The sequence below is a fragment of the Ferruginibacter sp. genome (assembly GCF_049840995.1).
In the GTDB taxonomy this organism is placed as follows: domain Bacteria; phylum Bacteroidota; class Bacteroidia; order Chitinophagales; family Chitinophagaceae; genus Ferruginibacter.
The window spans coordinates 1,132,712-1,145,862 of record NZ_JASGIP010000003.1 but is presented as its reverse complement, the minus strand read 5'-3'; the positions used below and the strand labels follow the sequence as shown (position 1 = coordinate 1,145,862).

Genomic DNA, 13,151 nt, shown 5'->3' with positions numbered 1-13,151 from the left:
AGAACCCCTTGCCCCCATTCATTTACAGCATTTTTAGGTGTATAACCTGCACGGGTTTTGTATTGGTTATTCAGTATATTTGTATACTTAACTTTGCAAGCATAGATGGCCATATTCGAAATTAAACTACCGGCTTCCATAGCCAGGGCACTTAATTTGCCCGTAAGAGATGCCCGTCATCAGCAGTTAAAAGTGCTGAAAAAATTATTAAGAAAAGCAAGGTTTACAGAATTTGGCCAGCGGTACCGCTTTGACGATATTTTACTCAGCCGTCATCCCGGGAAGAAATTTCAGCAACTGGTCCCCACTTACAATTACAATAAAATTTACGATGCCTGGTGGCACAAGGCAAAAGACGGTATACCCGATGTTTGCTGGCCCGGCGTTATCAAATACTTTGCTTTAAGCAGCGGCACCAGCGATGCTACCAGCAAGTTCATTCCTATTACCAAGGAACTGATCAGGAGCAATGTGGTTACCAGTTTTAAACAGTTATTAAGTTTAACCAAGTACCAGCATGTGCCCAAAAGCGCTGTGGGCAAGGGCTGGATGATACTGGGCGGCAGCACACAATTACAAAAAGGGCCTACTTATTATGCCGGCGACCTGAGTGGTATCCAGCAAAAGAATATCCCCTTCTGGTTCCAGGGCCTGGGCCTGTACAAGCCGGGCAAAAAAATTGCCAAGCAAAAAGACTGGGGCAAAAAACTGGAAGAGATCGTGGAGAATGCCCCCAACTGGGATATTGGTTTTATTGTGGGTGTGCCCGCATGGCTGCAGTTGTGCATGGAAAAGATCATTGAAAGATATAAGCTCAATAATATCCACGAGATATGGCCCAATCTTTCTTTTTATGTGCATGGCGGCGTTGCAATGGAGCCCTATCGCAAAGGTTTTGAAAAACTAATGGGTAAGCCTATTACTTATATAGAAACCTACCTGGCCAGTGAAGGTTTTTTAGCTTACCAGAACAGGCAGGATTCCAAAGGGATGCACCTGGCGCTGAACAACAATATCTTTTTTGAATTTGTTCCTTTCGATGATCGCAATTTTGACAGCGAGGGCAATATGGTGGAAGACCCGGAAACATTCATGATACACGAGATAGAAGAGAACAAGGATTATGCTATTTTAATAAGTACCAATGCCGGTGCATGGCGTTATGCCATCGGCGATACTATACGGTTGGTAGACCCGGAAAGAAGCGAGATCATCATTACCGGCAGAACCAAACATTTCTTAAGCCTGGTGGGTGAGCACTTAAGTGTGGATAATATGAACAAGGCCATTGAAATGGTAAGTGAAGAATTGAATATCTCTATTCCTGAATTTACTGTTGCCGGTGTACCACATGGTACCTTTTTTGCGCACCACTGGTTTGTTGCAACCGATGATAAAGTAAATGCACTTACATTAGCCACGCTTATCGACAACAAGTTGAAAGAACTGAATGATGATTATGAAGTGGAACGCAAACACGCTTTGAAACAGGTGGTTGTGGATGTAATGCCCGAAAGCCGCTTTATGGATTTTATGAAAGCAAAAGGCAAGGAAGGCGGCCAACATAAATTTCCCCGTGTATTAAAAGGCAAAATGCTGGAAGACTGGCAGAAGTTCCTGAATGGTGAATTAGTGCATTCACAGGGGCACCTCAAATAATAGCAGTATCGCCTCATTCGATAAAGCCTCAAAATCAATTTCATCCACATTCCATATTGCCAGTCCGTCTTTGGGATGCAATAAACGGTCCTGTACTTCAAATACGCCGTCAATTACAAAAGCATACACGCCGTTGTTTTTATTCTGCAAGCTGTAAGCGCCTTTCTTCCTGCCATTGTACTGGCCAATAAAGCAATGGGCCGGTTGGTGCAGGTCGGCAGGGGCAATAATATTATACAGCTGGTTTTTTTCTGTAAGATCAATATTGAGTTGTCTTGATCCAGCCCTGAACTCCCCCTCATTCTTATTGAGCCATACCTGTATAAAATTCACCAGTTCATCCTTTTCAAAAGGGTTGGTGATGGCATAACGGTATTGATTATGCGCAGAAATGAGTTGTAGTTTTCCTGGTTCGATATAGGTTTCAGTGCCCTCATCATCTGTAAAAAGCAAGGTACCCACCAGCGGAATGATCATTACTTCAGTGTTTTCTTCCAGCTGCATGTGCAGGCTTTTACCGGCAGCAAGGGTATCTTCGTTCAATACCTGCAGGGTACCAAAGGGTTCACGGCTTTCGGCTTTGTAATTACCAAAGTTAAAGGTCATCAGGCTCCGCATCCATTCGCCTTCCAGGTGGCCGCGGTTATCTGCCAGGTATATAATGGCTTGTGATGTATCTTTCATATTATAAGGATGGGTTGATGAATGAATGAATACTGAGCCCGGTTACAGATGGTAACAAGATCGTTTCCACTTCTTTTCCTTCGTTCAGTTCCATTTGCCGGTCGCCAGGGGCAATTAAATAACTGTTATTGAAAACATCTATCAGCGTTAAAGGTTCAGAAATAAAAATAAGCTCTACTTTGTGCTGTTTACTATCCGCCATATCCGACTGCAGGATGCTGAATTTAAAATTCTTAAACGGTATCAAGGTTTTACCGTGCATATCTTCCAGTCCCGGGATGATTTCATTCAACTGCTGGATATAGCCGATGGCCGCCATACTCACGGAAGCGTGTATACGCTTTGTGGCCGGGTTTTGATGCAGTATGTTGGTGAACAAGGTGGCTTTGCTTTGCTGGTTGTAATTGGCTGCCTGCATCTTAAATTCCATCCAGGTATCATCAAATACATATTTATCCCACAACGAGGTGGATCCCTCATCAATGATCTTTTGAAAGCCCAGCCTTATAATTCCTTTTACCATAGTATAAAATTAAACATTGCGGAAGAAAAAGGCCTTAAGTGGAAACTTAAAGCCTTCTCATCATTATACCATAAAACAAAACTAAAAAGCCGCGTTGATCACTTTTGTAAGTGTATATCCTCCCGAAACACTGCCTGTAACCGAGTCGGCCATCTCCTGTGCAAGATCTGTTGAAGGTGTGCCAAATACATTATCATTGGCATTCAGCGTATCAGCAACTCCTTTGGCAGAGTAATAAGAAGATGTAGTGTACACCGTATCACACACATCTTTGGGAAAAGCGATTTGCGTAATGAGCTTGCTTACACCCGATGCGTTATAAACATGCACATGTATATGCGGCGCACGGCCGCTGTACCAGCCCGGGAAAATAGAAGTAAATGAAACAAGCCCATTCGCATCCGTTACCTGCCTGCCTCTTAAAAAGTGATAGGTCGATCCGGTATAATCCGTAGCCTGCATAGAGGTGCCGCCATACTCGGAATAATTGCCCTGCCTGTCGCAATGCCATATATCCACAATGGCGCCGGCAATGGCTGCACAGCTGCCATTGGTATTTTTTACAGTAAGATTAATAGTAAATGGAACGCCGGTCCTGTCTTCCACAATATTGGAACGGACATAGCCCGATGGATTTTTTATGGGAAAAGGCCCTTCCGTTTCTGTAGGCATTACTGTGCAGGAGCTGGTACCACCGCCACTGCTGCCACTGCCGCTGTCTGCAACAGTATCTGTTTTTTTACAGGCTTTCATTAATGGGGCCACTGCTACAAGGCCCAATGCCGTTAAACCATTTTTTAAAAAATCTTTGCGTTCCATAGTAATTGTTTTTGGGTGAAATATGTGGGTTTTTCTTTTGTAAATATGATAGCACAACAGCTTTACAGCACATAGATACTTCAATTTGCAATTTGGTTGGGCGGGGAGAAATAATGTACCGATGAACGGGAATATTGTACCGATTAAACGGGAAAAAGGTCAGTTTCTTAACTTTTCTTTATAGGCTTTTATTACAGCGCTGTAGCTGTTGCTTACGGGTAACTGTACACCATTTACCAGCTCTATATTCTTTTGCTGTAGTGATCTTATTTTATCCAGCGCAACAATATAGCTGCGGTGCACTTGCTGAAATTTTTCGGGAGGTAACTGTTCGGTTATCCTTTTTAATGTTTGCAGGGTCATTACGGGCTTTTCATCCTGCAGGTGGATCTTTACATAATCCTGCATGCTTTCTATGTAAAGTATATTATTGAAAACGATCTTCACCAGTTTATACTCTGCGTATACAAGAAAGGAATCATTATCTGCCGCCTTACTGATGCCTTTAAAGATCACCATCGCTTTTTCCACCGCCTTATCAAAGCGCTCCGGCTGAATGGGTTTTAATAAATAATCCACAGCTTCCAGGTCAAATGCCTGCAATGCAAATTTTTTATGTGCGGTGGTGAATACGATGAGTGGTTTTATTGCAAGGGAAGCGATCAGTTCTATGCCTGTTTTGTCGGGCATATCAATATCTACAAAAAGCAGGTCAACCTTGTGTTGCTGCAAATATTTTTCGGCTTCTATCACATTATCAAATACCTGCTGCAGTAATAAATGCTCATTCTTATACGCATACTTTTTTATCACTTCCAGCGCCAGTGGTTCATCATCTATTGCAATACAGGACAATTTCATGGCTCAGGTATTAATGATTAAATGTACCTCAAAAATATTTCCACTCTCTTCGGTCTTTAAAAAATGTTTACCGGGATAAAGATTTTCCAATCGTTTTTTTACATTGGCAATACCCGTGCCCTGGCGGCTGCTGTTTTTGGTGCTGTTAAAAATACTGTTGCTGCAATTAAATAATATTTCTCTTTCCTTTACTGCGATCCTGATATTTATGGTGCTGCTTTCGTTGTTGCTGATGCCATGTTTAAAAATGTTCTCCACAAAGGGTAATAATATCAGCGGCGCAATGGGAATGTTGCGGCCGGTTGCTCCTGCTTCAAATACAACCGCCGTCTTACTGTTCAACCGTAATTTTTGCAGTTCTATAAAATCGCTGATGCACTGTATCTCGTCGCCCAGCGTAACAAAATCGTTGTTCACTTCGTCGGTTACATAGCGCATGATGTTGGAGAGGCGCATAATACTCTCCGGTGTTTTTTCGCTGTTGGTAAGCGATAGCGAATACAGGTTGTTTAATGTGTTAAATAAAAAATGCGGGTTGATCTGCGCCTTTAAAAAATACAGTTCGGCATTTATTTTGTCCTTTTGTGCAAGGAGGTATTGTTGCTGGGCCTGTTGCCATTGCTTTGCCAGTGGTATCACAAAACTCAGGCCCATGATGATAAAGAAAAGGAATACGCTTACAAAATCCACGTTTCTTTGCCTGCCGCCGGGCATGGGCGCAGGCGCTGCATTTACCGGAGGCTGGTTGGGTGGGGGAGCAAGGCTGATGATATGATCGAATGGTTCCAGGAAGTATACAAATGCCAGCAGCAGGATCAATACCAGGGCGTACAACAGGTATTGCTTTTCGAGATATAAACGGGGAAAAAGAATGTAGGCATTTAAATAAAAGATGCTGATGTACAACAGCGAAAATATCCAGAACCAGCTGTTGGTGGCTACCAGCAGTATGCTTTTATGTTCGGGCCCGTTGCTTAAAAACAATACAGGCAGGCATAAAAAAATAATTATGCCCAGCGCATGAAAAATAAAAAGCTGTTTTTTGCCCGTAGCCATTTGTCAAAATAAGTACTATAAAATTACAATTATATTATTGTGCCGATGAACTGCATAAAAGAACAGATAAATGACCGTTGGTGTTGATAATTAACTTGGGTTTCTTATTTTTATTTAATGATTGATGCATTTGTAAAAGGGCTTGCTATTAGTTTACTGCTGATATTTTCGGTAGGCCCGGTAATATTTACCATCATCAAGCAAAGCGTTAATCATGGCAGGCGCGGGGGTTTTAGTTTTGTAACCGGTGTCTGGCTAAGCGATATCATCTGGGTAGTACTGAGTGTAAGCTTTAGTGAAGCCGTTAAAACCGTATTGAATTTCAAGATACCCATCGGCATTGCCGGTTGCTGTTTTTTAATAGGCATGGGCATTTATTTTGCCTTTTTAAAAAAGATGGAACCCCGCCGTAAACAGGAGCCGGTGGAAATTGCAGGGGACGAAATAACCCCGACGGGCAAAAAAAAGACCAATTACCTCGCCATTTTTACTTCCGGTTTTATCATCAACACACTCAATCCCGGCGTGATCGCATTCTGGATAGGCATTGCCGTTTCACTGGCCACCGATTATAATTTTAACCAGCGCATCCTCATTTTCGTAACCTGCCTGGCGGTGAATATGATGGCAGATGTGGGTAAGGTTTTGGGAGCCGGCAGCCTGGGCAAAAAATTAAGCGACCGGAATATTTTACTCATCAACCGCATATCGGGTTTTTTATACCTGGCTTTTGGCCTGGCCATTATGATCGGTATTATTTACACATTGATAAAAAATTAACAATTAAAATGCTGAAGGGTGCACTGCATTTTTTATTTTGAAAGATGAAGTTTTTATTACCTCTCCTGCTTTTGTGTACAGTTTCCTGTTATTCCCAATCGGCTGATTTTGTTGTTTTAAAAAAACACGGTAAAACCATCCGCAGCATTTATGCCGGCACCAATCTTGATTTTACCACCACCAGCGGGGCTTATATCAACGCTTACATCAATGGTATTAAAAACGATACGCTTTTTATGCAGGAATTCATCATTCATTACCTGCCCACCACCATCGGCACTTACATTATTGATACAGCCGGAAGCTATCATTATAAATTTCATTACAACCAGATCGCGGCCATTGGTCGTGTAAAGAAAAGAGGCTTCGACCGCAAAAGCAGCGGTGCCAGTTTATTTGGCGGCGGTGTGGTGTTGACTGTTGCCAGTGGTGTGGTGTATTTGGTGGACAGGAAAAAGTTCAGCCTCCCTTTAATGCTGGCATCGGCAGGATTAGGCGCATTGGGTTATTTATGGGCTACCAGCGGTAATAATGCTTTGAGCATTGGAAAAAAATACAAGCTGGTGTATATGAACATGAGCAATAACAAGAACTAAACTTTATATTGCAGCTGCAAATTTTAACCCAACAAAAAATTGTCCTGCATTGAAAACCGTTTGGCCTGTTGTAAAAAAGAATCTTCCTGGTTGTTTTTATTATCCATGTATGTTGGTTCCTCTATTTTGTTTTCACCAATTTTTCTGACGCTATTGCCATTAAAGATTTCAAAAACACATTTTTGATCTTTGCGGGTATCATCGCAGTTGCTATCATCGTTTATTTTGCCTGGCTAAGAAAGAATGTGGTTATTAAAAAAGTGGTGAGCACTACCTGGAAGGTTTTTTTCACGCTCTATATTTTTTTCTTTCTCTATTTTTTATGTGGTTATATTTTCAACCCTCCCATTACCCTTACACAAGTGGGCAGTTTGATAGGGGGCAATGGTTTATCCCGTGATTACGTTAGTTATGATGATATGGGCCCTAATATAAAGCTGGCCGTTATTGCAAGCGAGGACCAGTTATTTCCTGATCATGATGGTTTTGATCTGAAGGCGATCAAATTGGCGATGAAATATAACAAGCGCCATCCCGGCAAACCACAGAGAGGCGGCAGCACTATCAGTCAGCAAACAGCAAAAAATATTTTCCTTTTCCAGGGTGGTGGCTTTATACGCAAGGGCCCCGAAGTATTCTTTACTTTCACTATTGAAACGGGATGGAGTAAACGCACTATACTGGAGCGCTATTTAAACATTGCCGAAATGGGGCGTGGGATTTTTGGTGTACAAGCCGCAGCAAAAAAGTATTTTAATAAAGATGCTAAAGATCTAACAAGAATTGAAGCCGCACAAATTGCAGCATGCCTGCCCAATCCCAAAAAATACAGTGTAAAACCGCTCAGCGCTTATGTTGCTGGCAGGGCCAGCGCCATTGTAAGGCAAATGGGATTTTTAGATGGCGACCCGGATGTGCAGGCCATCATCAAATAATGCGGTCGATCGCAGTAATGGCTTTTTGCAATCGTTCATCATAGTTACCGCTGATATCTATCCAGGGCACTTGCTGATTCAATATAATGTCTTTGTAATGATGGTATAATTTTTCTCTCGTAACAAGATCAGGATATTCCCTTAATTCATCCTTTACCCAGGGCAGGTCGATATTACACAACAGGTACAAATCGTATTTACGCTCCACGATCCGGTTCAGTATCCAGTGATGGCATTTTTCAAAAACAAATTCGCACCATACTTTCATTACGTACATGTCCGTATCAATGAAGATCGGGGGGATTGTAGATTTTAGATGGGCGATTGCAGATTGATGAGCAGTTTTATCCCTTGCATTCTCTACAGCCAACTCTTCTGCCGCAACCTGGCCTTGGGCTATATCTAATAAGTTTTCAAATGTATAATCAGTACCGTTCTTTAAAAGATACTCTCTTGCATACTCTTTTACCCACACGGTTTTATAGTGCGCCGCCAATAGCTCACACAGTGTACTCTTGCCAGTACTCTCCGGTCCTATAATTACAACCTTTTTAATCATTGGTTTTAATTCGTGTAATTCGCTTAATCCGTGGCTGCCTTTTTCTTCCACATGGGTTTTGCCTTGATCACTTTTTTATACACCGGGCAATCTTCATCATGTGCACCGGGCAGATAACCGGCGCTCATTAAAAATTCGTTCACAATTTCACCACCCGTAAATTTAAAGGTCTGCTTGAATAATTTCATCCATTCTTCTTTTGTTTTTGGATGATGATGTTCCAGCCAGTTCTTGAAAGACCCAAATTCTTTTTGTAACCTTAAAATCGTTTTTGCATTTTCAATTGCAGCATTCACTTTTAATTTATTGCGGATGATACCGGCATCATTCAGTAAACGTTCAATGTCTTTTTCTTTATATGCCGCTACTTTTTTTATACTGAAGTTGTGATAGGCTTTTCTGAATCCTTCCTGTTTATTCAAAATAGTTTCCCAGCTAAGCCCCGCCTGGTTGATCTCCAGTATCAACCGGCAGAATAATTCATCATCGCTTTCAATAGGAAAGCCGTAATGATTATCGTGGTAAGCTTTGTGTATCGAAAGCCGGTGGTCCTTCATTCCCTTAATTGCTGTACAGTAACTCATGTTCTATTTTTTTATTTCTTTTTTCCAGGTAATATAGCCCATCCAGGCCATCGCTAAAAACAACACGTACATCAGCGTAAACAACATAAAGCCTTTATAAAAGTTTAAAGGAATGGCTACAATATTGCTCACTATCCATGCCAGCCAGTTCTCAATCTTTCTTTTAGCCATCCACCACATGGCGGTTACTGCTGATGCTGATACCAGCGAATCGAGAAAAGGTGTATTGCTGTTGGTATAAAACCGCAATGCAAAATAAAGCACCACCCACGAAATCAAAAAGAAGCCGGTACCAATACCCAGTTCCGTTTTATCGCACCAGCTGATGGGATATTCCAGATCGCTGCCTTTTTTCTTTACCCAGTTATACCAACCATATACGCTCATTGCAAAATAATAAATGTTTAAAGAAGCATCGGCGTACAGGGGTGGATCAGAAATAATAAAATAAACATAAGCCGCCAGCAGCACGCCTACAATACCGGTAGGATACACCAGTACATTATTTTTTCGTGCATACCACACGCTTGCTATCTGTGTAATGGTGCTGCCCCACTCCTGCCAGCGGGTGAGCTTGATATCATTGATGAACTGGTGGTATAGTTGCTGTATATCCAATTATTATTTTACTGATTCGTTAATAGTGTTCGTATAGCGCCGCATTGGCCGTAAATATTTTATCCCCTTGCCCGTTTCAAACCGGGTGCCCACCTGTTGCCATTGTCCCTTACCATCAAAGCGCCATACAATAAAATGCAGGTGCGGAAATAATGTATAGCCCGTTTTACCACTCAGGCCAATGGGCTGGCCCTGCTTTACTGTATCGCCCACATTTACCATTGCACCGTTGTATTGTAAATGCCAGTAGCCCGCTCTTGAACTATCTGCATGCTGTACCACGATCACGTTGCCATAAGGCCGGTATTTTTTATTCCAGCCGCCTTTGTTGCCGTCTTCCTTTACACGTACCACCACACCATCACGTGCGGCGCAAACAGTAGTACCTCTTTTCATTTTAAAATCCAGCGCCGCCCTGTTCTTATGCGAATAGCGGCTGAAATAACCCTGCACCAGCAAATGGGTCTTTCCCGTTTCGTAAGGCAGGCGGTACACAAAACTGGTATCATCTTTAAGAATGCCTTTTTGCAGGTCTCTTAATTGTTTGCGCTGCGGATTGTTACTTACTGCACAGCTGCACAAATAAATAACTGCCGTAAACAAAATAAGGTATAGCCTGTTGCTGTTGATCATCACTTGCTGTAAAGATAAAGCGAAGTACGATCAACCAAACCTGTTAAATTAGCGTATATTGATAAAACCGATTTTCTTTTAACAGGGATATGTTTAAAAAGATAAGCTATATACTCATCCCGCTGCTGTACATTGCTGCAGGCATCAATCATTTTCGTAAACCCGAAGGTTATTACCAAATAATTCCCGCTTATTTACCCAACCCCGTTTTAATAAACGTAGCCGCCGGTATTGCGGAGATCGTGTTGGGCCTGCTGTTCCTGTTTCCTAAAACAAGAACATTGGCGGCTTACGGTATTATAGTGTTGCTTATTGCATTTATTCCGGCGCATATTGTTATGATACAAAATGGATTTTGTTTCAGCAATGGCTGGTGCCTGCCCGTATGGGCAACATGGGTAAGATTATTTCCCCTGCAATTTTTATTGATGTACTGGGCCTGGGTTTGCCGTAAATAATTTTAATCGATCAGTTTATAAATCAAAACCGCATTGCAGTAAAAAAGGTTGGAAGCCCTTTCTGATAAAGATGGATTATTGGGCACGGTAATAATGTTCTGCGGTAATACATAGCCCGGTGTTACATTCACAATAAATCTTTTATAGGCGTATATCAGCGACAGATTCACATCATAACTCAGCAGCGAAAATTTTTTACTGTCTTCGGTTACCAGTTGTTCTGTTGTAGGAAAGAACAGGAAATTATTTTTCTTGTAATAACTCTTTGTAAAATTCTGTGTACCCGCATTGGCAGCAACAGTAGGTGTTATTAAAAAAACATTATTACCCTTTGTTTTTTTAAAGGGGTGGTCGAGTGATGCCGTTGCAAAATAATCGGTGTTGGATGGCGCAAAAGCTGCGCTGGCGCCACTGTTGATATTGATCACCTTATTAAGATAAGATAATGTAAAACCGCCCTGGCCCTGCTGTACAGAACGTACCAGTTCGCTGTTCTGTTTGTAAAAGAACTTATCTGCATACACCGTTCCTGCAATGCCTTTCTTTTTTCCAAAACTATAGGTGGCATTAATGGTGGAAGCCGCATAGCTGAAAGACGCCTGGCTGTTATTAATAAAGATGAGTGATGGAGTTACGGAAAAATGTTTGCCAGCCTGTATCACAACGGTAGGCACCAATGCACTGCTGTTCAAACTATCTGTTCTGCCATAATAATGCAGCCGGGAGGAATACGCTATTGCGGGAGAAACTTTGAATTTACTTTCTTTGGTTGCTGTTGCAGCAGTGTCAGTTACCGGCGTTGTTTGTGCATGGCTTGTAGCGGCACAAAAAACCGTAAGCAATATTGTAAAACCATAGCGGGATAAGATCTTTTTCATAAAGGGAATTTTCGGGATAAGATAACAATGTGGCTGCTGGTGAGCAGCCACATTGTTGTAATTACAGTACACTCAATTTATTTATTGCCTGTTTTTGTTTCTGTAGTTGCTTTTGTGGCAGCTTCTACTTTTACATCACTCTTTGCATCTGCTTTTACTTCTTTAGCTGCACTAGCGGTTTGTTTTGCCTTTTCTGTTACTTCAGCTTTTGTTTCTTTTGCTTTTTCCACCACTACAGTTTTTGCTTTATCTGTTGCTGCATTCGCATCGGCTTTTGGCTGAATGGAAACATTTGCATCCACTGCTGTTGATGATGACTGGCTTGCAGCAGCATTGCTGTTGTTGGCAGCAGCTGCACCATTAGCCTGCGTATTTACATTAACAGATGTACCCGCATTTACACTGGTATTGCCAGCAGATTGTACCGCCGACTTTGTTGCACCGGTAGTAGCTGCAGTTGCCTGTTTTGTTTTTGTAACGGCAGCGCCTGCTACATTCTTTGTAGTAGCCGTGGTGGTTTGCGCAACTGATTTAACTGCATTGGTACTTGCAGTTGTACTTACTGCTGCTTTTGTTGTTGAACTTAAAGCAGTGCTTACTTGTGCGGTTGCAGATAATGAGGTAATAGCTGCAATGGCAACGGATAAAAATTTGATCGTTGTTTTCATAAAAACATTTTAGGTGATTAAATAGTTCACTTCAATATTTTCAAACAACATGCCAAAAAGAAAAAGGATTGTTAAAATAACTAATGCGTATAGCGGGAGCGATTTAATGAGACATTTCTTTTTCTGCAAAGTTTAAAGCAGGTAAATAAATAACTTTTTTATAGCTTAAAACTGGTTTTAATTTTACATGCAGCTGACAAAAAAAACTTTCAACTTTTTTTATCAGCTCACCCTGCGGTACCATTTTCCCGGCCGCAGGTATATAATTCCCCGCCTGGTATTAAATCTTGTTGCAATGTTTTTGCCGTCTTTATCATATACCTGGAAGTGCAGGTGCGGAAAAGCTGTATAACCGGTGTTGCCACTATAGCCTATATGCTGGCCCATTTTAACCGTATCACCAACATTAACGAGTACACCGTCTTTTTTTAAATGCCAGTACATGGCTTCGCTGCCATCTTCCTGTTTTATAATAATGTGATTGCCCTGGCTCATGTATTCATCTTTCAATCCACCCACATCACTGTCTTCTTTTACTGCTGTTACTACACCGCCTCTTGCAGCGCATACCTTGCTGCCCCTTTTCATTTTAAAATCCAGGCTCAGTTCATTCTTGTGGCTCAGCTTACTGTTATAAGCCTGTATCAATAAAAATTTACTGCCCTTGCTGAAAGGTAAATTGTACACCGGGCTGTTATCGGGTTTTACACGGCCGCTTTTAAGGTCGTATATTTCTTTATCTGGAAGTTGTGCTGCAGCGCCGCCTATGGCACTATTAACAATTAAGTAAATTACCAATAAAGCTGTTCTCATGATGGTGAAGTTATTGGGCAAATAATT

The 13,151-nt window shown here is 41.7% G+C and carries 17 protein-coding genes; 5 read left to right on the top strand and 12 right to left on the bottom strand.

Translation table 11 applies throughout. From position 1 onward, the window contains the following. Positions 1–105: 105 nt before the first annotated feature. Positions 106–1,659: a GH3 family acyl-acid amido synthetase gene (locus QM738_RS06790; protein ID WP_462275924.1), complete on the top strand. Its 1,554-nt coding sequence runs from the start codon at positions 106–108 to the stop codon at positions 1,657–1,659. Here QM738_RS06790 and QM738_RS06785 read toward each other — a convergent pair. The 5 genes from QM738_RS06785 to QM738_RS06765 all read right to left on the bottom strand — a co-directional run bounded on the left by QM738_RS06785 (position 1,639) and on the right by QM738_RS06765 (position 5,602). Next, positions 1,639–2,343 (bottom strand): pirin family protein, encoded by a 705-nt coding sequence (locus QM738_RS06785; RefSeq protein ID WP_462275923.1) that lies wholly within the window; start codon positions 2,341–2,343, stop codon positions 1,639–1,641. The genes QM738_RS06790 and QM738_RS06785 overlap by 21 nt on opposite strands. A gap of 1 nt (position 2,344) precedes the next feature. After that, complete coding sequence (locus QM738_RS06780) at positions 2,345–2,866, bottom strand: hypothetical protein (protein ID WP_462275922.1); 522 nt, start codon at positions 2,864–2,866, stop codon at positions 2,345–2,347. A gap of 81 nt (positions 2,867–2,947) precedes the next feature. Beyond that, positions 2,948–3,685: a dioxygenase family protein gene (locus QM738_RS06775; protein WP_462275921.1), complete on the bottom strand. Its 738-nt coding sequence runs from the start codon at positions 3,683–3,685 to the stop codon at positions 2,948–2,950. Between the two features lie 159 nt (positions 3,686–3,844). Then, positions 3,845–4,546, bottom strand: a complete 702-nt coding sequence (locus QM738_RS06770; RefSeq protein WP_462275920.1) for a LytR/AlgR family response regulator transcription factor — start codon at positions 4,544–4,546, stop codon at positions 3,845–3,847. A gap of 3 nt (positions 4,547–4,549) precedes the next feature. Then, entirely contained in the window at positions 4,550–5,602 is a 1,053-nt protein-coding gene (locus QM738_RS06765) for a sensor histidine kinase (protein WP_462275919.1), read from the bottom strand. Between the two features lie 117 nt (positions 5,603–5,719). Between QM738_RS06765 and QM738_RS06760 the strand changes: the two genes are divergently transcribed. The 3 genes from QM738_RS06760 to mtgA all read left to right on the top strand — a co-directional run bounded on the left by QM738_RS06760 (position 5,720) and on the right by mtgA (position 7,913). After that, positions 5,720–6,382, top strand: a complete 663-nt coding sequence (locus tag QM738_RS06760; protein WP_462275918.1) for a LysE family translocator — start codon at positions 5,720–5,722, stop codon at positions 6,380–6,382. A 44-nt stretch (positions 6,383–6,426) separates the two neighbouring features. Beyond that, the gene (locus QM738_RS06755; RefSeq protein ID WP_462275917.1) at positions 6,427–6,978 is read left to right on the top strand and encodes a hypothetical protein; all 552 of its coding nucleotides are present in this window, start codon (positions 6,427–6,429) and stop codon (positions 6,976–6,978) included. Between the two features lie 182 nt (positions 6,979–7,160). Then, positions 7,161–7,913, top strand: coding sequence for a monofunctional biosynthetic peptidoglycan transglycosylase (gene mtgA / locus QM738_RS06750; RefSeq protein WP_462275916.1), 753 nt, complete (start codon positions 7,161–7,163; stop codon positions 7,911–7,913). Here mtgA and QM738_RS06745 read toward each other — a convergent pair. From QM738_RS06745 to QM738_RS06730, 4 genes are read right to left on the bottom strand one after another with little or no spacing between them, the layout of a single operon-like run. After that, positions 7,906–8,472, bottom strand: a complete 567-nt coding sequence (locus QM738_RS06745) for an AAA family ATPase (RefSeq protein WP_462275915.1) — start codon at positions 8,470–8,472, stop codon at positions 7,906–7,908. The two genes, mtgA and QM738_RS06745, sit on opposite strands and share 8 nt — an antisense overlap. Positions 8,473–8,495: 23 nt before the next feature. After that, positions 8,496–9,056, bottom strand: a complete 561-nt coding sequence (locus QM738_RS06740) for a DNA-3-methyladenine glycosylase I (RefSeq protein WP_462275914.1) — start codon at positions 9,054–9,056, stop codon at positions 8,496–8,498. 3 nt (positions 9,057–9,059) lie between these two features. Then, the gene (gene pnuC / locus QM738_RS06735; protein WP_462275913.1) at positions 9,060–9,674 is read right to left on the bottom strand and encodes a nicotinamide riboside transporter PnuC; all 615 of its coding nucleotides are present in this window, start codon (positions 9,672–9,674) and stop codon (positions 9,060–9,062) included. A 3-nt stretch (positions 9,675–9,677) separates the two neighbouring features. Beyond that, positions 9,678–10,307, bottom strand: coding sequence for a M23 family metallopeptidase (locus tag QM738_RS06730; protein WP_462275912.1), 630 nt, complete (start codon positions 10,305–10,307; stop codon positions 9,678–9,680). A gap of 89 nt (positions 10,308–10,396) precedes the next feature. Here QM738_RS06730 and QM738_RS06725 point away from each other — a divergent pair, with 89 nt between their 5' ends. Next, a complete protein-coding gene (locus tag QM738_RS06725) occupies positions 10,397–10,765 on the top strand; it encodes a DoxX family protein (protein WP_462275911.1) in 369 nt (122 codons plus the stop codon). A gap of 2 nt (positions 10,766–10,767) precedes the next feature. On the opposite strand, the gene QM738_RS06720 is transcribed toward QM738_RS06725, so the two are convergent. The 3 genes from QM738_RS06720 to QM738_RS06710 form a co-directional block, all read right to left on the bottom strand. Then, a complete protein-coding gene (locus QM738_RS06720; RefSeq protein ID WP_462275910.1) occupies positions 10,768–11,643 on the bottom strand; it encodes a hypothetical protein in 876 nt (291 codons plus the stop codon). 77 nt (positions 11,644–11,720) lie between these two features. Continuing rightward, positions 11,721–12,311, bottom strand: a complete 591-nt coding sequence (locus QM738_RS06715; protein ID WP_462275909.1) for a hypothetical protein — start codon at positions 12,309–12,311, stop codon at positions 11,721–11,723. A gap of 222 nt (positions 12,312–12,533) precedes the next feature. Beyond that, positions 12,534–13,124 (bottom strand): M23 family metallopeptidase, encoded by a 591-nt coding sequence (locus QM738_RS06710; RefSeq protein WP_462275908.1) that lies wholly within the window; start codon positions 13,122–13,124, stop codon positions 12,534–12,536. Positions 13,125–13,151 lie beyond the last annotated feature (27 nt).

What these genes read in the sequence shown, in the direction of transcription:
- QM738_RS06790 (WP_462275924.1), top strand. Translation starts at nt 106, where the DNA reads ATGGCCATATTCGAAATTAAACTACCGGCTTCCATAGCCAGGGCACTT.
- QM738_RS06780 (WP_462275922.1), bottom strand. Translation starts at nt 2,866, where the DNA reads ATGGTAAAAGGAATTATAAGGCTGGGCTTTCAAAAGATCATTGATGAG.
- QM738_RS06765 (WP_462275919.1), bottom strand. Translation starts at nt 5,602, where the DNA reads ATGGCTACGGGCAAAAAACAGCTTTTTATTTTTCATGCGCTGGGCATA.
- QM738_RS06740 (WP_462275914.1), bottom strand. Translation starts at nt 9,056, where the DNA reads ATGAGTTACTGTACAGCAATTAAGGGAATGAAGGACCACCGGCTTTCG.
- QM738_RS06775 (WP_462275921.1), bottom strand. Translation starts at nt 3,685, where the DNA reads ATGGAACGCAAAGATTTTTTAAAAAATGGTTTAACGGCATTGGGCCTT.
- QM738_RS06760 (WP_462275918.1), top strand. Translation starts at nt 5,720, where the DNA reads ATGATTGATGCATTTGTAAAAGGGCTTGCTATTAGTTTACTGCTGATA.
- QM738_RS06710 (WP_462275908.1), bottom strand. Translation starts at nt 13,124, where the DNA reads ATGAGAACAGCTTTATTGGTAATTTACTTAATTGTTAATAGTGCCATA.
- QM738_RS06745 (WP_462275915.1), bottom strand. Translation starts at nt 8,472, where the DNA reads ATGATTAAAAAGGTTGTAATTATAGGACCGGAGAGTACTGGCAAGAGT.
- QM738_RS06725 (WP_462275911.1), top strand. Translation starts at nt 10,397, where the DNA reads ATGTTTAAAAAGATAAGCTATATACTCATCCCGCTGCTGTACATTGCT.
- QM738_RS06720 (WP_462275910.1), bottom strand. Translation starts at nt 11,643, where the DNA reads ATGAAAAAGATCTTATCCCGCTATGGTTTTACAATATTGCTTACGGTT.
- QM738_RS06755 (WP_462275917.1), top strand. Translation starts at nt 6,427, where the DNA reads ATGAAGTTTTTATTACCTCTCCTGCTTTTGTGTACAGTTTCCTGTTAT.
- QM738_RS06715 (WP_462275909.1), bottom strand. Translation starts at nt 12,311, where the DNA reads ATGAAAACAACGATCAAATTTTTATCCGTTGCCATTGCAGCTATTACC.
- QM738_RS06785 (WP_462275923.1), bottom strand. Translation starts at nt 2,343, where the DNA reads ATGAAAGATACATCACAAGCCATTATATACCTGGCAGATAACCGCGGC.
- QM738_RS06730 (WP_462275912.1), bottom strand. Translation starts at nt 10,307, where the DNA reads ATGATCAACAGCAACAGGCTATACCTTATTTTGTTTACGGCAGTTATT.
- QM738_RS06770 (WP_462275920.1), bottom strand. Translation starts at nt 4,546, where the DNA reads ATGAAATTGTCCTGTATTGCAATAGATGATGAACCACTGGCGCTGGAA.